Source organism: Sunxiuqinia dokdonensis (genome assembly GCF_001270965.1).
Classification (GTDB): domain Bacteria; phylum Bacteroidota; class Bacteroidia; order Bacteroidales; family Prolixibacteraceae; genus Sunxiuqinia; species Sunxiuqinia dokdonensis.
This window is the reverse complement of sequence record NZ_LGIA01000026.1, coordinates 1-22,599: the sequence shown is the minus strand read 5'-3', so window position 1 is coordinate 22,599 and position 22,599 is coordinate 1. Positions and strand designations below refer to the sequence as shown.

20 protein-coding genes, 1 tRNA gene and 1 pseudogene are annotated in these 22,599 nt (G+C 46.5%); 12 read left to right on the top strand and 10 right to left on the bottom strand.

The features are described from left to right. Nucleotides 1-170 (bottom strand): metallophosphoesterase family protein (locus NC99_RS22545; RefSeq protein WP_157624404.1); only part of this gene is annotated, 170 nt, incomplete at its 3' end. A 381-nt stretch (nucleotides 171-551) separates the two neighbouring features. Continuing rightward, nucleotides 552-623 (bottom strand) — tRNA-Arg (locus NC99_RS03265). A gap of 149 nt (nucleotides 624-772) precedes the next feature. Between NC99_RS03265 and NC99_RS03260 the strand changes: the two genes are divergently transcribed. Together NC99_RS03260 and NC99_RS03255 are read left to right on the top strand one after the other, a co-directional pair. Continuing rightward, complete coding sequence (locus tag NC99_RS03260) at nucleotides 773-1,576, top strand: HD domain-containing protein (protein ID WP_053179820.1); 804 nt, start codon at nucleotides 773-775, stop codon at nucleotides 1,574-1,576. A 48-nt stretch (nucleotides 1,577-1,624) separates the two neighbouring features. Continuing rightward, a complete protein-coding gene (locus NC99_RS03255; RefSeq protein WP_082326276.1) occupies nucleotides 1,625-1,834 on the top strand; it encodes a (2Fe-2S)-binding protein in 210 nt (69 codons plus the stop codon). A 56-nt stretch (nucleotides 1,835-1,890) separates the two neighbouring features. Here the strand turns inward: NC99_RS03255 and NC99_RS03250 are convergent, their stop codons facing one another. The 8 genes from NC99_RS03250 to NC99_RS03215 form a co-directional block, all read right to left on the bottom strand. Further along, nucleotides 1,891-2,646 carry a ThuA domain-containing protein gene (locus tag NC99_RS03250; protein ID WP_053179816.1) on the bottom strand — a complete coding sequence of 252 codons (756 nt, stop codon included), beginning with the start codon at nucleotides 2,644-2,646 and terminating at the stop codon, nucleotides 1,891-1,893. A gap of 95 nt (nucleotides 2,647-2,741) precedes the next feature. Beyond that, nucleotides 2,742-4,385 (bottom strand): sodium ion-translocating decarboxylase subunit beta, encoded by a 1,644-nt coding sequence (locus tag NC99_RS03245; protein ID WP_239684396.1) that lies wholly within the window; start codon nucleotides 4,383-4,385, stop codon nucleotides 2,742-2,744. A gap of 15 nt (nucleotides 4,386-4,400) precedes the next feature. Then, nucleotides 4,401-4,826 (bottom strand): biotin/lipoyl-containing protein, encoded by a 426-nt coding sequence (locus NC99_RS03240; protein ID WP_053179814.1) that lies wholly within the window; start codon nucleotides 4,824-4,826, stop codon nucleotides 4,401-4,403. 27 nt (nucleotides 4,827-4,853) lie between these two features. After that, complete coding sequence (locus NC99_RS03235; protein ID WP_053179812.1) at nucleotides 4,854-5,219, bottom strand: OadG family protein; 366 nt, start codon at nucleotides 5,217-5,219, stop codon at nucleotides 4,854-4,856. A 10-nt stretch (nucleotides 5,220-5,229) separates the two neighbouring features. After that, nucleotides 5,230-6,789 (bottom strand): acyl-CoA carboxylase subunit beta, encoded by a 1,560-nt coding sequence (locus NC99_RS03230; protein WP_053179810.1) that lies wholly within the window; start codon nucleotides 6,787-6,789, stop codon nucleotides 5,230-5,232. 26 nt (nucleotides 6,790-6,815) lie between these two features. Beyond that, nucleotides 6,816-7,220: a methylmalonyl-CoA epimerase gene (gene mce / locus NC99_RS03225; RefSeq protein ID WP_053179808.1), complete on the bottom strand. Its 405-nt coding sequence runs from the start codon at nucleotides 7,218-7,220 to the stop codon at nucleotides 6,816-6,818. A gap of 187 nt (nucleotides 7,221-7,407) precedes the next feature. Then, complete coding sequence (locus NC99_RS03220; RefSeq protein WP_053179806.1) at nucleotides 7,408-8,715, bottom strand: acetyl-CoA hydrolase/transferase family protein; 1,308 nt, start codon at nucleotides 8,713-8,715, stop codon at nucleotides 7,408-7,410. A 256-nt stretch (nucleotides 8,716-8,971) separates the two neighbouring features. Continuing rightward, a complete protein-coding gene (locus NC99_RS03215; RefSeq protein ID WP_053179804.1) occupies nucleotides 8,972-9,232 on the bottom strand; it encodes a hypothetical protein in 261 nt (86 codons plus the stop codon). Here NC99_RS03215 and NC99_RS03210 point away from each other — a divergent pair. The 10 genes and pseudogenes from NC99_RS03210 to NC99_RS03165 all read left to right on the top strand — a co-directional run. Further along, nucleotides 9,223-9,828, top strand: a complete 606-nt coding sequence (locus tag NC99_RS03210; RefSeq protein ID WP_053179802.1) for an RNA polymerase sigma-70 factor — start codon at nucleotides 9,223-9,225, stop codon at nucleotides 9,826-9,828. The genes NC99_RS03215 and NC99_RS03210 overlap by 10 nt on opposite strands. 87 nt (nucleotides 9,829-9,915) lie before the next feature. After that, nucleotides 9,916-10,896 carry a FecR family protein gene (locus tag NC99_RS03205; protein WP_053179799.1) on the top strand — a complete coding sequence of 327 codons (981 nt, stop codon included), beginning with the start codon at nucleotides 9,916-9,918 and terminating at the stop codon, nucleotides 10,894-10,896. Nucleotides 10,897-11,094: 198 nt separating this feature from the next. Further along, the gene (locus NC99_RS03200; RefSeq protein ID WP_162231127.1) at nucleotides 11,095-14,361 is read left to right on the top strand and encodes a TonB-dependent receptor; all 3,267 of its coding nucleotides are present in this window, start codon (nucleotides 11,095-11,097) and stop codon (nucleotides 14,359-14,361) included. A gap of 12 nt (nucleotides 14,362-14,373) precedes the next feature. After that, nucleotides 14,374-15,924, top strand: a complete 1,551-nt coding sequence (locus NC99_RS03195; RefSeq protein ID WP_053179797.1) for a RagB/SusD family nutrient uptake outer membrane protein — start codon at nucleotides 14,374-14,376, stop codon at nucleotides 15,922-15,924. A 185-nt stretch (nucleotides 15,925-16,109) separates the two neighbouring features. Beyond that, the gene (locus NC99_RS03190; protein WP_053179795.1) at nucleotides 16,110-17,135 is read left to right on the top strand and encodes a glycoside hydrolase family 43 protein; all 1,026 of its coding nucleotides are present in this window, start codon (nucleotides 16,110-16,112) and stop codon (nucleotides 17,133-17,135) included. 37 nt (nucleotides 17,136-17,172) lie between these two features. Further along, a complete protein-coding gene (locus NC99_RS03185) occupies nucleotides 17,173-18,153 on the top strand; it encodes a glycoside hydrolase family 43 protein (RefSeq protein WP_053179793.1) in 981 nt (326 codons plus the stop codon). 166 nt (nucleotides 18,154-18,319) lie between these two features. Beyond that, nucleotides 18,320-19,297 (top strand): glycoside hydrolase family 43 protein, encoded by a 978-nt coding sequence (locus NC99_RS03180; protein WP_053179791.1) that lies wholly within the window; start codon nucleotides 18,320-18,322, stop codon nucleotides 19,295-19,297. Between the two features lie 8 nt (nucleotides 19,298-19,305). Further along, nucleotides 19,306-21,051 (top strand): exo-alpha-sialidase, encoded by a 1,746-nt coding sequence (locus NC99_RS03175; protein WP_239684395.1) that lies wholly within the window; start codon nucleotides 19,306-19,308, stop codon nucleotides 21,049-21,051. A 54-nt stretch (nucleotides 21,052-21,105) separates the two neighbouring features. Next, complete coding sequence (locus NC99_RS03170) at nucleotides 21,106-22,200, top strand: cellulase family glycosylhydrolase (RefSeq protein WP_053179787.1); 1,095 nt, start codon at nucleotides 21,106-21,108, stop codon at nucleotides 22,198-22,200. A gap of 112 nt (nucleotides 22,201-22,312) precedes the next feature. Continuing rightward, a pseudogene (locus tag NC99_RS03165) lies at nucleotides 22,313-22,599 on the top strand (hypothetical protein); the annotation flags it as partial.

The following is a 22,599-nucleotide window of genomic DNA, read 5'->3' as shown; positions in this document are numbered from 1 at the left end:
GTGGGCGGATTAAAGGTATCGAACAAGTCGCCGGCCACCAGCACGGCATCCACTTGTTCTCGTTCAGCTAGTTCACAAATTTCCTGCAACACAGCTTGTTGTTCTTCCATGCGTGAAAAATCATCGAGCCGCTTGCCAAGGTGCCAGTCGGAGGTATGGAGGAGTTTCATAGGTCAAATTTTAATCGTTGTTCACTTGAGTGCAAAAATACGAACTTGTATATTACAGAACTTCAAAAAAGAGTATATCTGTTCCGGGCCGAAACTAGTAAAATAGGCAGTCGATTTGAGAAATGTATGTTAATTATGCTACCGATGAACTATTTCAGGCATCATTTTCAAGTACCAAAACCAAACAAATTAATTCAAAATGAATTGATCATCAGGAAATGACATCGAATGAATGCTGGTGGCGTCATTTTTTGGGTAGGTCTCGATATAGTCTCGTTCAACATGCGTTATGGTGCCTATTTTTACATTTTCCCCAAAAACAAAAAAGCGCCTAAATCATTCAATTTAAGCGCTTTTAGTGTTTTTTGTATTCCCTTGAAGTGACCCCACCGAGATTCGAACTCAGATCGCAAGAACCGGAATCTTGTATTCTATCCATTGAACTATGGGGCCGAAAGCGTGTGCAAAAATAGTAAAACAATCCTTTTTTGAAATGATTTCGACCGAAAACTTGAAAACAATGTTAAGGGTGATAGGATTGTTGATAAACAAGGAATGAATTGTAGCTGTTGAAGCACCAAAACAAGTATTTTTGCAGAACCATGGAAGAATTATCAATTGTGAACGAACATCTTGTCACCGCCCGCGATTTCTTTGAGAAATACACGGCAGGTTTTTTAAATCATCCGGATCGGGAGATTGCTGATTTAATGGCTTTACGCAGAGAACACTCCCTGAAAGTGTCGAAGCTGAGCGGGCAAATTGCGACTAATCTGATGCTGGAGGAAGAGGACATTTTGCTGGCCGAATTCATTGGCCTGTTGCACGATCTGGGCCGCTTTGATCAGTTTCAGAAATACCAGACCTTTGATGATGATAAGTCCGCCAATCACGCGGAACTGACTGTGGCATTGCTGAGCGAACAGCCTTTCTTTACCGCTTTGGGTGAAGAAAAGCAAGCGCTGATTAGCCGTGCCATTCTGAATCATAACAAAGATGGAATTTCGTTGAAAGATGACAAATTGGTTGTTGCCTACAGCCAGATTTTGCGCGATGCCGACAAGCTGGATATTTGGGATTATTGTGTGAACAACTTGAAGCGCGATGGAAGTTTTAAGCACAGCGCCATCAGTTTAAACCTTCCGGCAAGCGGATTGGTTAATGATAACGTGATCCGAAGCATTAAAAATCATAAACAAGCCAAGCGCAAAGACATGCAGTCGGTTGCCGATTTTAAGCTGATGCTGATGTCGATGGTTTTTGATTTGAATTTCAGAGTGAGTTTTCATTTGTTAAGTGAAAAGCAATTGATTAAAAGGCTGTACGAATCGATGTCGAAGAACGATTTAGTAATTGATGCTTACCGGGAACTTCGGTTATATATTGAAAATAAATTTGTGGTTTAAGGCTGAAAAAGCGTGATTTAAAGCCGACAAGATAAAAGAGCTTAAGTGATGGGAGATCGATTGGTTTGTATTTGTAACATGGTTTCAGAGAAGGAAATTATAGCTGCCTTGAAAAAGGGAGCCACTTCGGCCGAAGATATTCAGTATGCCACGCGTGCCGGAACCAGCTGCGGCAAATGCTTGATGACCGTTGACCAAATTATTGAAGAATATGAATTGAACGCTGCCATCGATCCGCAGCGAAAACTGGATTTATAAAGACAAAGCCGGTGAATGTCAAGGTCACCGGCTTTGTTTTTTTATCGTCTGTTGGGTCACCTGCGGCCTGCCCAGTTAACGGCTCCGGCATAGTGAGCCTGGATTTTTGGATCCTGAAACGCTTCGTGGGTGTGCCCAAATACCGAATAGAAAGAGCGGATGCCATCAAATTCCTGCCACCAAATCAGTGGGTGATCGCCCATTTTCCACTTGTCGTTATCGGCCTTTGTAATCGTCGATTCGTCCAATCGCGCCAACACATGAACATTTTCGCGTGGATTGGCTTTAAAACTGTACCACTCATCGAAAGTGGTATAGCTGTCCATTCCTTTAAACGGTTCCATGGAAGGGTGATCGAAATCTTCAAAAATTACCTTTCCTTCCTGTGCGGGTGGATGGGTTAGAAAGTAGGCGCCGTTCAGTTTTCCGTACCATTCCCAATCATATTCACAATCGGCCGAAGCATGGATACCAACAAAGCCTTTTCCGGTTTCCATAAAGGTTTGAAAGGCTTGCTGTTGTTTTTCGTTCAGCACGTCCTGCGTTGGATTTAAAAAGACCACCACATCAAACTGAACCAGAAAATCCATGGTAAACAGCCGGGCATCCTCGGTGGCAGTCAGGTTCCAGCCTTCGGTTAAAGCCAGGTCGCTAAACATTTTTATTCCACTTGAAATGGACTGATGTTTCCAGCCATCGGTTTTGGAGAAGACCAATACATCGAGTGTTTTGGCCGGAAAATCTTTACTGGGCTGGGCCTGTGCCGAGAAAAGGAAAAAGACACCAATCAAAGCGAGGAGAAATTTTTTCATTCGTATGGTTTTTTTAGGTTTACAATTACAATAATACAAAAAAAGGTTGTCCCCTTTTTGAGAACAACCTTTTTAAATTTATAAAGTGGTTTTTTTTACATCAAGAAACTAAGCAGGATACCCGCTCCAATAGCCGATCCAATGACTCCCGAAACGTTGGGAGCCATGGCGTGCATCAACAAGTGGTTGGTGGGGTCTTCTTTCAGTCCCATGGTTTGCACCACGCGGGCACTATCGGGAACGGCAGATACACCGGCAGCCCCAATCATCGGGTTAATCCGGTTCTCTTTTTTATAGAAGAGGTTCATCACTTTGGCACTAATAACACCTCCAGCGGTGGCAATCACAAAAGAGATGGCTCCCAGCATGAAGATCTTAATCGATGATGGCGTGAGGAAGATATCGGCTTGGGTCGATGCGCCAACGGTGATGCCCAGCAAAATGGTGATCGTGTTGATCAATGCAAAGTTTGCTGTATCAGCCAAACGTTTGGTGACCGTCGATTCTTTCAGCAAGTTTCCGAAGAACAGCATACCCAGCAGCGGAAGGGCCGAAGGAGCAATATACGCCGTCAGAATCAAACCAACGATGGGGAACAGGATCTTCTCCAGCTTCGAAACTGCCCGTGGAGGTTTCATGCGGATCAGACGCTCTTTTTTGCTGGTGAGCAGTTTGATGACCGGCGGTTGAATGACCGGAACCAAAGCCATGTACGAATAGGCGGCAATCGCAATCGGACCAATCAGGTTTTGAACCACTTGACCATTGGCCATCACGTTTACCCCGTTCGCCAACTTTGAGGAGATAAAGATCGCCGTCGGGCCGTCAGCACCACCAATAATTCCAATGGCACCCGCTTCGGGCGGAGCAAAGCCCAGCCAGAGCGCTCCCAAAAAGGTGAGGAAGATACCGATTTGCGCGGCAGCTCCCAGCAACATCAGCTTGGGGTTTGAGATGAGCGACGAGAAGTCGGTCATGGCGCCAATGCCCAGGAAGATGAGCGGTGGATACCAGCCTTGAACCACACCCTGGTACAGGATGTTCATCACCGATCCCGGTTCATAAATTCCCAGTTTAAGGTTAAAATCAACGGCCTGGAACATCGGGATGTTGCCAATCAGAATACCAAAACCAATCGGAACTAGCAGCAGCGGCTCAAAGTCGTACTTAATGGCCAGAAAGATAAAGATAAACCCGATGAACATCATGAGGATGTGTTTCCAGGTAGCATTGGCAAAACCGGAGAACTCGTAAAAGTTGAACAAACCTGAAATGGCGCCTGAATAGTTTTTGTATTCGTAGCCGTCGCCGGTTAGCTTGCCATTGTTCAAACTGAGCTCGCGCTTACCCAAATCCAGCAGCTCGTCTGTTGTTACATAGGCGTTGGTCTGTGCGTTCGGATCCATATTCTTGTTCAAATGAGTGACCACCTTCGGATTAAAATCCATGACGATTTTTCCGTTGTTGATAGTCCACTTTCCTGAATAGCGCTGCTTTAGCGAATCCATCGTGAAGGTATAGTCGCTGGAAAAAGAAATTGTTTTGTAGCGCTTGGCCGAATCAAAATCTTCCTTTTTATCTACTTTGGGGTTGAATGTTGGCGAAGCCACGTAACCATCGCTTCGGTTGATCCATTTCCCGCTTATGATCGTATTCGCTAAATCACTGTTTTCATCCGCCCTCGAAAAAGAGGGGAGAAGCAACAGCAATGCAGCGATTATGTATAACAGTTTTTTCATTATTCGCTGAGTTTTTTAGCTGATTTCCAATAAAACATCATCCTGCAGTACGGCATCTCCTTCTTTGACTTTGATGACAGAAATTTGGCCATCTTTTTCAGCCAGGATCTGATTTTCCATTTTCATGGCTTCCATCACCAGCAATTTATCGCCTGTTTTCACCTGGTCGCCAACCGCTACGTTCATCTTGAAAATGGTTCCCGGCAGTGGTGCTTTTACAGCCATTCCACCGGAAGATTGTTGCTTTTTGATCAGGCCTTCACCGGGTAACTGAACCACCGGTTTGCGCACCAGTTTTGGTGTTTTGGTCGATTTGACTTCGCCTTGAATGGTCACTTGGTATTTGGTGCCGTTCACTTCAAGGGTGGCAATGTTCTCCTCAATGTCCTGGATGTGGACATCATATTCATCACCGCTTATGGTAAATTTGAATTTTTTCATGTGTTATATTATTATGTCTTTCTTGAACTATCGTGGCCAGTTGTTGGTCACACCGTAAATTTTTGAACTCCATGGCGAATAAGCTTTTCGTACCTTTTTAATGGTGACGATGTTACTTTCTTCGTCGTGTTGATTTTTGAAATAGAGATGAAGGGCCATGGCAATGGCTGCTGTCACATTTCCTTCAATATGACATTCCTTGGCATCGTCTTTACAATGGTGTTTGTCGTGTTTAACACGTTTCTTTTTGAAGTTCATGTTGATCAGCTTTGGCAGACGCAGAAACACAATGACCAAAAGAGCCAGTGCAACAAATACGATCATAAAGCCAACCAGCGCAACCGTCCAGCCGAAGTCCATGAGTGGTGACAAAAAGATTAGTAAATTATTCATAGTTTGTCGCTTATAATGGAATGTTTGAATGTTTCTTCGGAGGATTGACCAACTTTTTGGTGGCCAAACTTTGTAGTCCGCGAATAATGCGGATCCGGGTGTTTCTCGGTTCAATCACATCGTCAATGTAGCCGTAAGCCGCAGCCTGGTATGGGTTGGCGAATTTCTCCTTGTATTCGATTTCGTGTTGTGCTTTAAATTCAGCCCGTTCTTCCGGATCTTCAATCGATGCCAGTTTGCGTCCTTCCAGTACTTCAACAGCACCCGCAGCACCCATCACGGCAATTTCGGCTGATGGCCAGGCATAGTTTAAGTCGCCGCGCAATTGCTTGCACGACATCACATCGTGTGCTCCACCGTACGATTTACGCAGGGTAATGGTGATTTTCGGAACAGTAGCTTCGCCATAGGCAAACATCAGTTTGGCACCATGAATAATAATGCCACCATATTCCTGTCCACTGCCGGGTAAAAATCCGGGAACATCAACCAGGGTGATGATTGGAATGTTGAAACTATCGAGGAAGCGAACAAAGCGCGCTGCTTTCCGGGAGGCTTCAATATCCAATACGCCGGCCAGGTAATTGGGCTGGTTGGCGATAATACCAACAGGCTGTCCGTCGAACTTGGCAAAACCTACAACGATGTTCTTCGCGTAGTTGCGGTGTACTTCCAAAAACTCACCATAGTCAACCAGCGAATAAATCACGTCTTTTACATCGTACGGCTGGTTGGGATTATCCGGAATAATTTCATTCAGCGAGTCTTCCAGGCGGTCAATCGGGTCGTCACATTCGGTTGTCGGTGCATCTTCCAGGTTGTTTTGTGGCAGGTACGACAGCAGTTTGCGAATTACCAAAATGCCTTCTTCTTCATTTTCAACCAGGAAGTGCGAAACTCCTGATTTTGACGCATGCACTTTACCACCACCCAAATCTTCGATGGAAATGTCTTCGCCGGTCACCGTTTTCACCACTTTTGGTCCAGTAACAAACATGTACGAATTTTCCTCTGTCATCATGATGAAGTCGGTGAGGGCAGGCGAGTAAACCGCGCCGCCGGCACAAGGCCCGAAGATGGCTGAGATTTGTGGAATAACACCGGAAGCCAGAATGTTACGCTCGAAGATTTCGGCGTAGCCGGCCAGGCTGGTTACCCCTTCCTGGATGCGCGCACCGCCACTGTCGTTGATTCCGATAACCGGAGCGCCAACTTTCATGGCCATGTCCATGACTTTGCAGATTTTTTGTGCAAAAGTTTCGGAGAGCGAACCTCCAAATACGGTGAAGTCTTGTGAGAATACGTACACCACGCGTCCGTCAATGGTTCCGTGGCCGGTTACGACGCCATCGCCCATCACTTTGGTGTTTTCCATGCCAAAGTTGGTACAGCGGTGAGTGACAAACATGTCGAACTCCTCGAAACTGCCTTCGTCCAGCAGCATTTCAATGCGTTCGCGGGCCGTAAATTTTCCTTTGGCGTGTTGGGCTTCAATTCGTTTGATGCCGCCACCAAGCTTGGCTTCCGCACGTAACTCAATTAGTTTGTTGATTTTATCTTGATTGCTCATTGTATTGTGATAAATATGGTTGGTTTTTATTTTTCGCTGCAAAACTCGGTCAATACGCCGAGGGTTGATTTGGGATGTAAAAATCCGATGTTTAAGCCTTCGGCACCTTTTCGGGCAGTTTGATCAATCAGCTGAATGCCGTTTTCCGAAGCTTGTGTCAAAGCTTCGTTGACGTTGTCGACGGCAAAGGCCAGGTGATGAATGCCTTGCCCTTTTTTCTCAATAAATTTGCCGATCGGGCCTTGAGGATCGGTCGACTCCAACAATTCAATTTTGGTGTCGCCAACTTTAAAAAAGGCAGTTTTTACTTTCTGGTCGGCTACTTCTTCAATCGCGTAGCACTTCAATCCCAGTACTTTTTCGTAATACGGAATGGCTTCTTCCAAACTGTTTACTGCAATTCCAATGTGTTCAATATGTGATACTCCCATGATCTATTTATTTTTTAAAATGGTTATATAGAATGTTTATGTTGTTTCAAGTATTGAAAGCCTATTTTTTAAACAAATGACTCAAAAATTCGAAATTAAAAGAAAAAAATTTGAAGCGTTTTGATTCGCTATTCAAATTGATGAAGAGGCAGGAAAATATCCTGCCTCTTGCTTGGTCGATCTATCGTTATTTTTTCGGTACAAAATGAAAATGTGAGCCAAAACGTTCAAAGGCTGCCTTGTCCAGCTCTTCGCGGTGGGCAGGGTGTGCAATTGAAATTAGTAAGCGGGCGCGTTCCTGCATGGTTTTTCCATAGAGGTTAACGGCTCCCTGCTCGGTAACCACCCAGTGCATGTTGGCGCGTGTGCTAACCACACCTGAGCCGGGCATCAGAATGGGGCTGATTTTTGACACCCCTTTGGCCGTCACCGACGGTAGTGCGATGATGGGTTTTCCACCTCTTGAGTGACCGGCGCCACGGATAAAGTCAATTTGTCCGCCAACCCCTGAGTAGTGCTTGATGCCGATTGAATCGGCACAAACCTGTCCGGTGAGGTCGATGGCCAGCGCTGAGTTGATGGCGGTTACTTTATCATTTTGACGAATGACATGCACATTGTTGGTGTGCGCCACATCCATCATGGCCACCATGGGGTTGTCATCCACAAAATCGTACAATGCTTTGGTTCCCATCAGGAACGAAGCCACCATCTTGCCTTTGTCAATGGCTTTGTGTTTTCCGGTCACCACCCCTTGTTCAACCAAAGGAAGAATGCCGTCGGCAAACATTTCGGTGTGTACGCCCAGGTCTTTGTGGTTGCCCAACTGCGCCAATACGGCGTTTGGAATTCCACCAATCCCCATTTGCAAACAGGCACCGTCTTCAACCAGTTCGGCCACATTCTTACCAATCTGAATATCCGTTTCGGTCAGCGGAGCCATGTCGTGTGCGTAAAGCGGGCTGTTGTCTTCAACAAACAAATCAATTTCGTCGATGCTGATCATGGCATCGCCCCAGGCTCTGGGCACGTTGGGGTTGACAGCTGCAATCACCACGTCGGCACATTCAATGGCCGCTTTGGTGGCATCAACCGAAGTGCCCAGCGAAACAAAACCATGCTTGTCGGGTGTTGAAACCATGACCATGGCCACATTCACTTTCAGGTAGCCTTCGCGGATCAGCTTTTGCGTTTCGCTCAAAAACACGGGAATGTAATCGGCATAGCCGGCCTGGGTTTGTTTGCGCAGGTTTCCGCCAACAAAAAATTGTTCCGAAACGAAAATACCTTCAAACTCAGGATTGGCATACTCAACCTCTCCTTCAACGTGAATGTGCTGGATTTTAACATCGTAGAGTTCACCGGCACGTCCGCGTTCAACCAAGGGCTTGATCAGCGTATGGGGTGTAACCGCCACACTGCTGAGGTGAACACGATCGCCGGACTTTATAACTTTGACTGCTTCTTGTGGAGTAATGTATTTTATTTGCTTCATAATAGTGAATTAGAATAAATAGTGCTCTGAAGTTTGAAGCAAATATATAGATTTCTCCAGCAAGGGTCAGGGAATAAATCCTTATTTAAAAGGGGTCTACACAAGACCCCCCTTTTGTAAACTGAATGTTAAGGAAGGGCGGAAAAGTCGAAGTTTGCAGTCGCAATTTACAGTTTTATACAATCACCAGAGATCAATGCACATGGAATGACTACCAGTAGCCAGTCACCGATGACCAACAAAAAATAAGGTGTTTTTAGTTTTTGTGATCAGTTTGCCAGTGTCGGGTATCTCGCGGGCAGATCCTGATCTGGCGATTGTCGGACAAGCGGTTTAAGCCACCGGTAGTTGGACCATCCATCGCCGGACCAGGTCCGTTTAAATAAAACATTCGTGCATTGGTGGCTTCTATTCGAATTAATCCTTGCCAACCATGAGCTGTGACTGGTTTTTTCGATGCCTGCTTGGCGCGCTCCAATTTGTGAAGAAGAAAAAAATAGCTAATCTTTGTTTTCAAATCCTACAGACTTAAGCGTGGCGAATCCCGGATTAAAACATCAGTTGAGCTATAAGGAATTTGAAACGTTCTTTAGAGCAAATTTTCAGGCGGCAGCCCTGCTTGCTTTTCGTTATTTGGATGACCCGGGTGTGGTTGAAGATATTGTTCAGGAATCGTTTATTACGCTTTGGGAAAAGCAGTCGGAGATTTTCCGTAGCCAGGAGGAACTCAAAAAATATTTGTTGGTCACCGTCCGTAACCGGACCATTAGCTATTTGCGGAGCATCAAGATTAGGCATGTTGAACTGGATGCTGCCCTGGTTGAGGCCGAAGCAGATGATGATCACCTGCACAGCGATGAAGAGTTGGCGGTCAGGATTTCGAAAGCCATACAAAAGTTGCCGGTCAAGTGTCGGGAGGTTTTTCTATTGGCCTATAGCGATGGACTGAGTTACAAAGACATTGCCGGCAAGTTATCAATCTCAAAAAACACCGTCAAAACCCAAATGGTGATTGCCTATCGGGTGCTTCGTCGCGAACTGAAAGGGCCGAATGTGGGCTTGCTTTTCTTTTTCCGGCTAAAAACACGGCATGTCATTCAGGAGGCACCCTAATCCACGAAGCATTTTTTTACAAAATTTCAAAAAAAAAGAAAATTTCTTTTCACCCTCTCTGTTCGTCGTTGCGTTATAAAGGTAGATATGGATAAAAACGCACATACGGATGAGGATAAAATTGTATCGTATTTTCACGACAGCAGCGATACAGCTCCTGAAATCTCTTCTCAACTGAGGGACTCCAAAGATTTTAAAGACACCCAACGCATTGCCGGCTTGAAAAACTTGGTCACGGCACTTTTTGGTTTAAGCTCCGAAGACCAGGTCTGGCGTAGGATTGATCGCAGGATTCGTCCGCAAAGCCTTTTTCAAACCTGGGCCAAATATGCCGCCATCATTATACTGGCCATGTTCGTTGGCGGGTTGGTTACTCATTTAGCGCCCACAGGCTGGTCGGGTCGTACCTTGTCTTATTCCACTTTAACGGTGCCCAAAGGGCAAATGGCTCAGCTTGAACTGCCGGACGGAACACAGGTCTGGTTAAATTCGGAAACCAAGTTAAGCTATCCCGCAGCTTTTGGCAAAAAAAGCCGGGATATAGAGTTGAGCGGAGAAGCATATTTGAATGTGAAGACCGACGAATCCAAGCCATTTAATATCCGGACAAATAAATCGATTGTCCGGGTGACCGGAACCTCCTTAAATATTCGTGCTTACGAAAACGAAAGCGAGATCACAACCCTCATCGAAGGGAAAGTTGCTCTTCTTGATCAGGAAAATCAACTGCTTCTGGATTTAAAGCCGGGGCAAAGTGCGGTTTTTGACCAAGACAATGAACTGGATGTTTATCCAGTGGATACCGAACAATTTACCATGTGGCGGGAAGGGAAATTGCATGTCGATCAAGTGTCATTGGTTGATCTTTGCAGTATGCTCGAACGCTGGTACAATGTAGAAATCAAGATTGAAGATGATGCGTTGAAAAGCCGGAGAATCTCGGGAACCGTGTTGAAATATAAACCGGTCGATCAAATTCTGGATATTTTAACCATCCGTGAGAATATTGATTTTGAGATTGAGCTTGTTCCCAATGCGAGCAATAGAATTACACTACGTAAAAAATGATAACAATAACACACAAATTCTATAGGCAATGAACCAAATCAATACGAGCTAAAAAAGAGGCGATGAGCATGCGCTCACATGCTCACCGCCGTACAAGAGTTAATTTACAAATGCATTAACACTTAAGTTGACAAATTTATGAAAAAAACACAAACGAAAAGTGGTCTGTCGAGATCGCTTAAAAAACTGTTATTGGCTATGAAGTTGCTATCTTTTCTAATGCTTGTCGGGGCTCTCACAGCAAGTGCCAGCAGCTACTCCCAAAATGCGAAGGTGAACCTCAACCTGAAGGAGGCTACGATCCATGACGTTCTGAGTGAAATTGAGAACCAGAGCGACTTCTATTTCTTCTACAACAAAGAAGAGATTAGCGACAAAAAAGTCAATATCGATTTGAAAGATGCCAATCTGGAAACTGTTCTGGATGAGCTTTTTGAAAATACTGACTTAACTTACCAGGTGGTCGACCGTTACATTGTAATCCGTAAAGAAGGCTCGGTGGCAAGTAATAATTTAATGCAGGCCGAGATTACAGTAACCGGACAGGTGACCAACAATGTGGGCGAGCCCATCATTGGCGCTACGGTCGCCATTCAGGGAACCACCCAGGGCGCCGTGACCAATGAAAATGGCGAGTACACGATTCCACAGGTTTCTCCGGAGGGTGTCCTCATTTTTTCTTTTGTCGGCATGACAACTGTGGAAATGCCGGTTAACGGACGTCGGGTGATCAACGTGGTCATGGAAGAATCTTCCATCGGCCTGGAAGAAGTGGTAGCCATTGGTTACGGTACCATCAAAAAGGCTGACCTTACCGGTGCCGTTTCGGTTGTTAAAGCCGACGATTTTAAGAATGTGTCGGCCCTGTCGGTTGGCGATGCCATTCAGGGCTTGGTCGCCGGGGTAAACATCCGCTCCAGTGGAAATATTGGAAGTGAGCCGGTTGTTGAAATTCGTGGCTTGGGAAACTTCACCAACAACAATCCATTGTACATTATCGATGGTTTGCCCACCTCTGGAAACCGGGATTTCAACGTGAATGACATTGAATCCATTCAGGTTTTGAAAGATGCCTCAGCAGCGGCCATTTATGGTTCGCGTGCGGCCAACGGGGTCATTATTATCGAGACAAAAAAAGGAACTGCCGGTGAAATGAAAGTCAACTATGCGGGTAAAATCAGTATTGACAACCTGCCCATGATGGATTTGATGGGACGCGAAGAATGGATTGACATTACCACGCAAGCCTATGAAAACGCAATTGCCAGCGGTGTTCCCGACGTAAATTCAGTTCCAAATTGGATGGACGGCGACACCGACTGGAACGACGCGGTTTTCAGATCGGCTGTGGTTCAGGATCACAACCTGAGTTTTTCCGGCGGAAGCAAAGATGGTAATTACCTGGTGTCGACCAACTATTACGACAATCCGGGCACGGTGTACGGCACATCGATGGATCGTTACAGTTTCCGGGTCAATACCGAAGGACGGAAAGGAATTTTCACTATCGGCGAAAACCTGGCCATCAGCAACACTTTTGTTGAAAACCAAAACTCGGTGTTCTCTAAACACATCGACGTGCTTCGTATGCTGCCGATCATTCCCATTTACGATGAAAACAATTTTGGGGGTTATGGCTACGGAAACGAAGCAACGGCGAGGACTTTTGGTTCCAACCCAATCGCTACCGAAGACCTGATGTATAACAGCGACGAAAATCTTCGCATCCGTGGTAACCTCTATGCCATGCTCGACATAATCGATGGCTTGCGTTATAAAATAAACCTCGGTTACGAAACCAGCCGGGACAATCACAAATGGCTTCGCAAAGAAGGGAACTGGACGTTGAACCAACCTTTTGATCCATCAACCAGGTATGAGAACAAGGCCAAGTTCGAAAACAAACTGATTGAGAATACCCTGACCTACGAAAAATTGATTGGCAAGCACGATCTCAATGTGGTCGTTGGTAATTCCTATCAAAACACCTATCGGGAGATGATTGCTGCCGAGAAAAAGAATCTGGTTCAGGTTGGGGAGCGTTATTTTGATGTGATTGATGCCGGTACGACCGACCCCAATGCGTGGGGAAACATCAGCGAATCATCTTTGATTTCCTATTTCGGGCGATTGAACTATACTTTTGACAATAAGTACTTGTTGAGTGCTACTTTCCGGTCGGATGGTTCCTCCAAGTTTGCACCTGAAAATAAATGGGGCTTTTTCCCGTCCATCTCAGCAGGATGGAGAATCAGTCAGGAGGATTTCTTTGATGTCCCCTGGATTAGCGATCTCAAGTTGCGGTACAGTCATGGTACCTTGGGTAATGTGAATATCGGAGATTGGGATTATGTCGCTGTGCTTAATTCATTCCCAATTGCAGTGTTTGGAAACGATCAGCACCTTGAACCGGGCATGACCCAAATTAAGCTGGTAAACAGCGATTTGAAATGGGAAGAACAAACCCAGGAGAACTACGGTGTCGATGTTTCTTTTTTGGATAATAAGTTACAAATCAATGCCGAGTATTTTATTTCGACTACCAAGGATGTTTTGACACCCATGCAGATTTTGATGACTACCGGGAATGATGGTGGAAATCCATTTGTCAACGCGGCCAGTTTGCGTAACAAGGGCTTTGAGTTTACCGGTACCTGGCGAGACAAAAAAGGTGATCTGAATTATTCGGTTGGAGCAACCGTCACTCGTCTGCGGAATGAGGTGCTGGAGTTTGGCTATGGTAAAGTTGAGCAATACACCTGGATTACGAAAACCGAAATTGGCGAACCTCTGGCCATGTTCTACACCATAAAAACCGATGGAATTTTTCAGAGTGATGCGGAAGTGCTTTCTCACACCAATTCTCAGGGGGCCGTTATTCAGCCCAACGCAAAGCCAGGCGATATTCGCTACGTCGATGTGAATGACGATGGTCAGATTAACAATGAGGACCGCACGATTACAGGAAATCCCTGGCCCAAGTTTGAAATTGGCTTGAATGCCCAGTTGGCTTATAAGAATTTCGATTTTAGCTTCTCAGGCTTTGGCTCGTTCGGGCAGGATGTGTTTAACGGTGCGGCCAGTTGGATGGGCGGATTCTCCGATAATACCAACCACTTGTCAGGCTACAGGGGATGGACGCGGGAAAATCCGAACACGCAAAATCCCCGGGTCATCTACGCAGATAACCGAAATGCGCGCGGAGATCAGGATCGCTGGATAGAGAAAGGTTCTTATTTTAAGATCCATCAAATGACGCTCGGATACACCTTCGATAAGTTCCAAATCAAAAATGTTTTTGATAATCTTCGAGTTTCTGTGACTGGTCAGAACCTGATTACACTAACAAAATACGACGGACTTGATCCTGAATTTAAGGCACCCGACATTTGGGTCAAAGGACATGATGACGCTTCGTATCCTTCACCAAAATCCGTTGTGTTTTCTCTTTCATTTCAATTCTAATTCAGAAATACTATGAAAAAAATATTATTATATAGCTTACTCGTATTGGTACTGTCAATCGTTTCCTGTAACGAGGATTTGATAGACATTGAAAATCCCAATTTTCCTACGACTGATACTTTTTGGAAAACTCCCGATGATGCCCAGCTCGGGCTGGATGCCGCATACACCATGTTCTATAAACCAGGCAGCTGGACTCGTTGGATCTATTTTCGATTTGATCTGACATCGGACGAAGGATACAGCCAAAGTCCGTGGAATGAACTGAAAGAATGGACTCGCTTCATTTATTTCAATTATAATTTCTGGGAAGGCAATGCCTGGATTTGGCGCGATCATTACAAAGCAATCTTCCGTTGCAACCAGGTGCTGGATTATGTCCCCGAAATTGAGTTTAGCAGCCAGGCTGATAAAGATGCGATTCTGGCTCAAGCCAAATTTCTGAGGGCGCTTTACTATTACAACCTGGTTTTGATGTTCGACAATGTGCCCATCGTTTTAAACGCTTCTCAACCTGATGATACGCCTGAACAAAGTACGGCTACTCAGGTGTATGCTCAGATTAAAACCGATCTTCAGGACGCAGCCAGTGCTTTGCCCGAACAGTGGAATGCAGCCAATCTTGGACGCCCAACCAAAGGAGCAGCTTTGGCCTTGCTTGGTAAAGTACACATGCAAATGCACGAATGGCAGGAAGCCAAAGATGCCTTGTCGTGGCTGGTTGAAGGCGCAGGAGCTACGCATTACGACCTGGTTGATAACTACAAGCACAACTTTATGCACACCACCGAGAACAACAAGGAATCTGTATTCGAAATTCAGTTTTCGGACGTTAACCCACGCGGTGATGGTGATGTGCCCAACCAGAACGTAGGTTCTAACCGCGCTCAGTTCTTCGCACCACGCGGTATTGGCTGGTCCGATGGTCAACCCAGAAGATGGCTGGTGGACGAATACAAAAAGGAACAGACGGTGGATGGCGACATTGACCCTCGCTTGCAGGCAAGTATTTTCTATCCGGAGTTGCAAACCGATTTCCCTGGTGAGAAAATTTATGGTAGGGACTGGGAAGCTGGTTGGGGCGCCGACTGCTTCTTCCGGAAATACCAGGGTGACTACTATCGTAACCATGAAGATTATTACTCGCCGATTAATTTCCGCGTCATCCGTTATGCTGATGTGCTGCTTTTATATGCTGAATGTTTGGCCGAGTTGTCAAGTGGCACGCCTCCTGCATTGGCTGTTGAGCTTGTTGACCGTGTACGCGAGCGCGTTGGGCTGCCAACGTTGGCCAACAGTACGTTGTACGCATCGGCACTGAACTCAAAGGAAGCTTTCCTGAAGCGCTTGCAAATGGAGCGTTCGCTGGAGCTTTGCCTGGAGGGAGTCCGTTGGGCCGACCTGAAACGCTGGGGGCTTTGGGATTCTCAGGATGGATTAAATGAATTGATTTCCAGGGATGCCGACTTCACCAACTTTGTAGTTGGTAAATCCTCGCGGATGCCAATTCCTCAAACGGAAGTGGATAACAATCCAAATTTAGATCAGAATCCAATGTATTAATTGGCTGCTACGAAAAATTAAAGTCTGATAAATTGAAAGGCGGCCAGAAAACGGATAAAGAGTCATCCTGTCCGGCAACTGCCGGATCCGGATTCCAACCAATTGGCGTACAGACCCTGAATCGAGTTCAGGGTGACAGCTTCTGGTAAACGTTTTCCGGTCGCCTTTACTTACTTTTTAAAAGAATGAAAAATCTCAAAATTCTAACGATTGCTCTCTTGCTAGGCATTGGCGTGCGAGCCCAGCAGCCTGACCCACCCGGACAGGTCGAAAATCACGGTGAAGCCGTCAATCAAGCCTACTTGTTCGCGCATATGACGCACCAGGACTATGGGCGTTTGTACTATTCGGTCAGCCTGGACGGTCTGCATTGGTCAGCACTCAATAACAAGGAACGGGTTTTTCAGGATTACAAAGGACACCCGGATATTTGCAAAGGTCACGACGGTCGCTACTACATCGCCGGAAATACAAGTGATGGTTCTCCCGATATCAATTTCTGGGTGTCATCCGACTTGATTTCCTGGGAAAAGCACAGTACCTATACGCCCGATTTAAAAAGCACACCCGATTATTCTTATGCCTTGCAACGGATTGGCGCGCCAAAGATATTTTTTGATGAAGATTCGAAACAGTATGTGGTCACCTGGCATACGCCGCACAAAGAGGGCACCAAAGAAGATCCGGAGCGTTATTGGGCAAGCCAGCGCACGCTGTATGTTTTGTCAAAAGATTTGAAGAAGTTTTCAGAACACCCAAGCCGATTGTTTGACTGGGATATGGGGACGATTGACGTCTTCATCCGGAAAATAGGCGGCAACTATTACGCGGTCATTAAGGATGAAACCTACCCAACGCTTTATTGGACAACCGGAAAAACGATCCGCATTTCGAAGGCTCCAGCATTGCTCGGTCCTTATTCAGAGCCTTCAGCACCAATCAGTCCAAACTTCCGCGAGGCTCCCATGCTGATTCCTTCGCCGGATGACAAAATCTGGTACCTTTACTACGAACAATATCCAGGCGTTTCGTATGGATTGTCAATTGCGGATAATATGAATGGCCCCTGGTATCAGGCTTCGGGCTATACATTCCATAGCGATTGGGACAAATACAGCTTTCCTCCTGCGGTGAGACATGGTTGCATGATCACGATTTCGAAAAACGAATACAATCAATTGGTCGATTATTTTGGAATGGTGAAGGAATAGCATCGTTTGGAAACAAGAAACTTTAAATGACAGGAAAATGAAATACATGATCAGCTTCATACTAACAGCAATCTTTGCCACGCAGGTGGCAGCGCAGGAAAAGCAGGAAATATTCTATGCCGATCCCACAGTTTATGTCGATGGTGGCAAATACTACCTGACTGGCACCGGCGGACATCGGGGAGGGCCAGCGGGTTTTTCCGTATTGGAGTCCAATGATATGAAAAACTGGTATCCACCGGCAGGTGCAACCGAAGGGGTGCACATGATCATGACCAAGGGTGACCAGGCCTTTGGAGGAAGTGGCTTCTGGGCGCCACAAATCTTTAAAGTAGATGATGATTATTTTCTGACTTATACAGCCAATGAGCAAACGGTATTGACCCAGTCAAGTTCGTTATTGGGGCCATATCGGCAGCAGGAAGTCGGCCCCATTGATGGTTCTGAAAAGAATATCGACTCCTTCATTTTTGAAGATGATGGGAAGTATTATCTCTACCATGTCCGGTTCAACAATGGCAATTACCTGTGGGTGGCCGAGTTTGACATGGACAAAGGCCAAATTAAGCCGCAAACACTCAAGAAATGTTTTGATCAGACTGAGGATTGGGAAGCCACGCCTAATTATGAGTCTGCGCCAATTTTAGAAGGTCCAACCGTTTTTAAATTGAAGGACAAATACTACCTGTTTTATTCTGCCAACCACTTCATGAATATCGACTACGCGGTGGGCTATGCTGTGGCTGATTCTCCCTACGGACCCTGGATCAAACAAAAAGACAACCCGATGATCCACCGTTCCATTGTTGGTGAAAATGGCTCAGGACACGGCGATTTTTTTGAGGGAGCCGACGGTCAACTGTATTATGTGTATCATGTTCACTTTAAGGCGGACCAGGTAAGCCCTAGAAGAACAAGAATAGTTCCGGTAGTCAAGGAGTGGGACGATGAAGCCAATCTGTATAAATTCCGAGTGAAAGCCGATCAGGTCATTGTGCCCCTTTTAACGCAAAACTAGTCCATTGATGTTGATTTTAAATCATGTTAATAGTCGGATTTTTTAGTGTTTTGCTTCTGTTGATTTTTCTTTTAGGGTAAACGAAGCTTTAATTTTTTTAAGAGTTTTTGCCTACTAAGTTGTATTAGCTTGTGAACCCGTAATCCAAAATGTCAAACCAACAATCATGAAAAAGATATTTCTCACTTATTTGATGTTGTCCTTTCTTGTACAAATCTCTTCATGCAAAGACTCGACGCATGAAGAGATTGCAGATGATCCTGATCCGGAAATTACCAAAGTTCCGCTGGGCGATCCGTTTATTATGCTTCATGAAGGAACTTACTACGCTTATGGCACCTTGTCGAACGACGGCATTGCCGTTTTTGTTTCCGACGATTTGCAGACCTGGGAAGTGCCGGCAGAAGCACCTGCCGGATTGGCTTTGCACAAGTCGCACGTGTGGGCCGACCGCTGGTTTTGGGCACCTGAAGTGTATCATGTGAATGGTAAGTTCTACATGTACTATTCGGCTGATGAACACATTTGTGTGGCGACCAGCGATTCTCCGCTCGGGCCATTCAAACAGGAAATCCTCAAACCGATGATCGAAGACGAAAAGTGCATCGACAACTCCTTGTTTATTGACGAGGATGGAACACCTTATCTGCTGTTCGACCGCTTTAACGACGGACTGAACATTTGGGTGGCTGAGCTGGAAGATGACCTCATTCAGATTAAGCCGGAAACCATGACCAAGTGCATCAATGTGTCGCAAGCCTGGGAAGAGGTTTGGCCCAGGGTGAATGAAGGCGCTTTTGTGTTGATCCACAACGATACGTACTACATGACTTATTCGGCCAACAGCTATGAAAGCCCATTCTACGGAATCGGCTTTGCCACTGCTCCGGCCATTACCGGACCCTGGACCAAATATGCGCAGAATCCTATTCTACAAAAACCCGGAGAGCTGGTTGGCGTAGGGCACAGTGCCATGTTTACCGACAAGGATGGAAACCGGCGGATTGTGTTTCATGCACACAACAGTAAAGAGCGGATTCATCCGCGCCACATGTATGTCAGCACCGTCAGTTTTGAAAACCGCGATGGTCAGGAAGTGATGGTGATTGATGAAAATTATATGACCCCTGAACTGAAAAAATGAAAGGACTCATGTCAGGACTCATGCTATACCTTGCTTTATGCCTGTTTGTGGGTGGATGTGATAAAAGTGATGATCCGGTCAATACTTATGAACCTCTTGTCGGTGAGCCTGTTGAGGGGATTCGAATTGCCTGGGATTACAGATCCATGCAAAAGCTGGCCCCGCAAGGCGATCGCACCCTCGGCTGGGTGGGCTACCCGCGTGTTCGCCGGCTGCATGATGGCCGCCTGATAGCCGTTTATGAAACGCAGGGCAACGGAGAAATGGTCGAAAGTACAGACAATGGGAAGCACTGGAGCCAGCCGAAGCTGACCTTCACCAAGCATACTTATACCAACGATCAGGGGGAATCGACCGCTGTGAACATCGCCAATACCGAGCTGATTCAGCTTCAAAATGGTGACTTGGTGATGGCTTGTAACTACCGCCCGGCACAAGACGAAATCGCCCCCTTTGCCATTGCCGTTCGGCGCAGCAGCGATGGCGGCCAGAGCTGGAGCGAAAGTGAAGTGATTTACGAAGCGGGCCCTCGCTTTCGAGACGGATGCTGGGAGCCTGCTTTTTTGCAATTGCCCAGTGGCGAACTCCAGGTATATTTTGCCAACGAAAGCCCTTTCCGCACGTCTGATGAGCAAAATATTTCCATGATTCGGTCCATCGATAACGGAATGAGCTGGAGCGAAGAAATTAAGACGGTCTGCTTTCGCGAAGGGCGGCGCGACGGCATGCCGGTTCCGGTATTGGTCAATGATGAAATTATCGTGGCCATTGAGGACAACAAAATTGGCCAGTTTAAACCGTATATCGTACGAACCAAACTGTCCGACAATTGGGAAACGTCGGTTTTGGCCAATTCCCCCAACCGGGAACCGGCTTTGCTGCAACCGCTTCCCGATGATATTTATGCCGGTGCGCCTTACCTGATGAAAGTTCCCTCGGGTGAAGTCCTCCTGTCATATCAAACCACCAGTGGGCGAACCACCGATTGGGAGCGCTCAACCATGGAAGTGGCCATTGGCGATCAAACCGGGCGCAACTTTACGAAACTGAGCCGGCCTTTTGCCGTTCCCCTGGACCGGGAAGCCAAATGGAATTCAATTTCTTTGTGGGATGAAAATACGGTTGTTGCAGCCGCTACCACCAGCTTTCGAAGTCCAAATTGTGAAGTGTGGATTATCAAAGGGCACATTATTCCCGAACTGGAGGCGCAGCAGGGAACCATTTCAACCGATGGAAACCTGACCCCGACAGAGTGGGGGAACCAATGGCCGATTTTCATCGGACATCAGCGTGAAACCAATCTCCGGGCTGCCATTCGGTACAATGACGATAAGCTGTTTGTGGGGGTGGCGGTGGCCGACAGTCAGTTAAGTTCTGATTTAAATAACCTGTTTCGTGCCGATGGGGTGTACTTGTATTTGGATGCAAACAACCAGAATCTGTTGGAACCTGGCGAGGGTTTATTCCGCTTTTGGTGTAATTTCAAAGGGGAAACAAAATTGGAAAAAGGAGATCAAGGTCAGTGGAAAGCCGTTGAGCTGGATGGTGTCGAGGCGGTGGTAGAAGCCCTGGATTCGGGTTACCATATCGAGTTTGAAGTTTCGTTGGCCGCCATTCAACAGAACAAGCAGTCGGATCTTCGGATTAACTTTGGTTTGGTTGATTACAATCAGAGTGCAGGTATTCAGGAAGAAAATGTCGCCAATTCGGTCTCAGAATCTTCCAATACCTGGTGCCGCGTTCGTATGCAATAAACAAACATGGAAGAAATTTTATTTGCGATCTAATAACTAATAAAACAGAACAGGATGAAAACACAAACTTTTTTGATGATGCTGGCTGGCGTGCTGCTTTTGGCGGCTTGCCAGAACAAACCGAAACAAAACGAACAGACAGCCGAAGAACCGGCTGTAAAAATCTGGACGGCAGAGCAGGCCCAAGCCTGGGGTGATGAACATGGTTGGCTGCGGGGTTGCAACTTCAACCCCAGCACGGCCATCAACCAGCTGGAAACCTGGCAGGCCGAAACCTTCGACCCGGAAACCATTGACCGTGAGTTGGGCTGGGCCGCAGACATTGGCCTGAACTGCATGCGGGTGTACCTGCATCATGTGGCCTGGGAAGTTGACAAACAGGGCCTGAAAGACCGAATGAACCAGTACCTGGACATTGCCGACAGCCACGGTATTAAAACCATTTTTGTGTTTTTTGATGACTGCTGGAACGCCACCTACCAGGCAGGCAAACAACCGGAACCCAAGCCGGGTGTTCATAACTCGGGCTGGGTGCGCGACCCGGGCGATTTGCTACATGAGCAACCCGAACTGATTACAACGCTCGAAACCTACGTGAAAGATGTTCTTACTTCGTTTAAAGACGACCAGCGGATCGTCATGTGGGATTTGTACAACGAACCCGGAAACTCGGGCTATGGCAACAAATCCATGCCACTGCTGGAGCAAGTGTTTGAATGGGGCTGGGAGATTCGTCCTTCGCAGCCTTTGTCCGTTGGCGTTTGGAACCTTTCGCTATCTGACCTGAATAAATTTCAGGTGGAGAACTCCGACATCATCACCTACCACAACTACGAAGGACCGGAGAAACACCAGGCCGCCATCGACTCGCTGAAAGCCTACAATCGTCCGATGGTTTGCACCGAGTACATGGCGCGGCGAAACAATAGCCTGTTCCAAAATATTATGCCCATTCTGAAGAAAGAAAATATTGGCGCCATCAACTGGGGACTGGTTGCCGGCAAATCAAACACCAAATATGCCTGGAATGAGCCCATTCCCGATGGTTCGGAGCCACCACTCTGGTTTCACGAAATTTTCCATCCAGATGGAACACCCTACAGCCAGGAAGAGGTAGATCTGATTAAAAGTCTGACTTTGGAAGAATAATTGGCAGATTGACTTTTGTACTCCCGGGAAACTGTTGCTGACCTTCGACTTGTCGTGGTCCCCAGTTTCTTCGGAGGCCGTATTTTTAACCTGACATTAAACCGTATGAGTAATGAAAAAAATTGGATTTCTTGTTGTGATCTTATTCATGGTATTTGATGCCATTTCCCAGTCCGGATTCAATGGCCTGGATATGAATATGGGCAACTTGTATCGGCTGTCGAACGCGGAATCCCGCTCGATAAGCCCGGAGAATTTCACCGGAGAAAAAGGCAAGGGCGGGATGGCCAAACCGTCCGATGGCGACCAGCGCAATGTGGCCAATGCGAGTCATGCCGCCCGCGATTTGGGACAAGGCTGGAAAGTGAACCCGTTCATCATTATCAAGCCGGGTGAAAC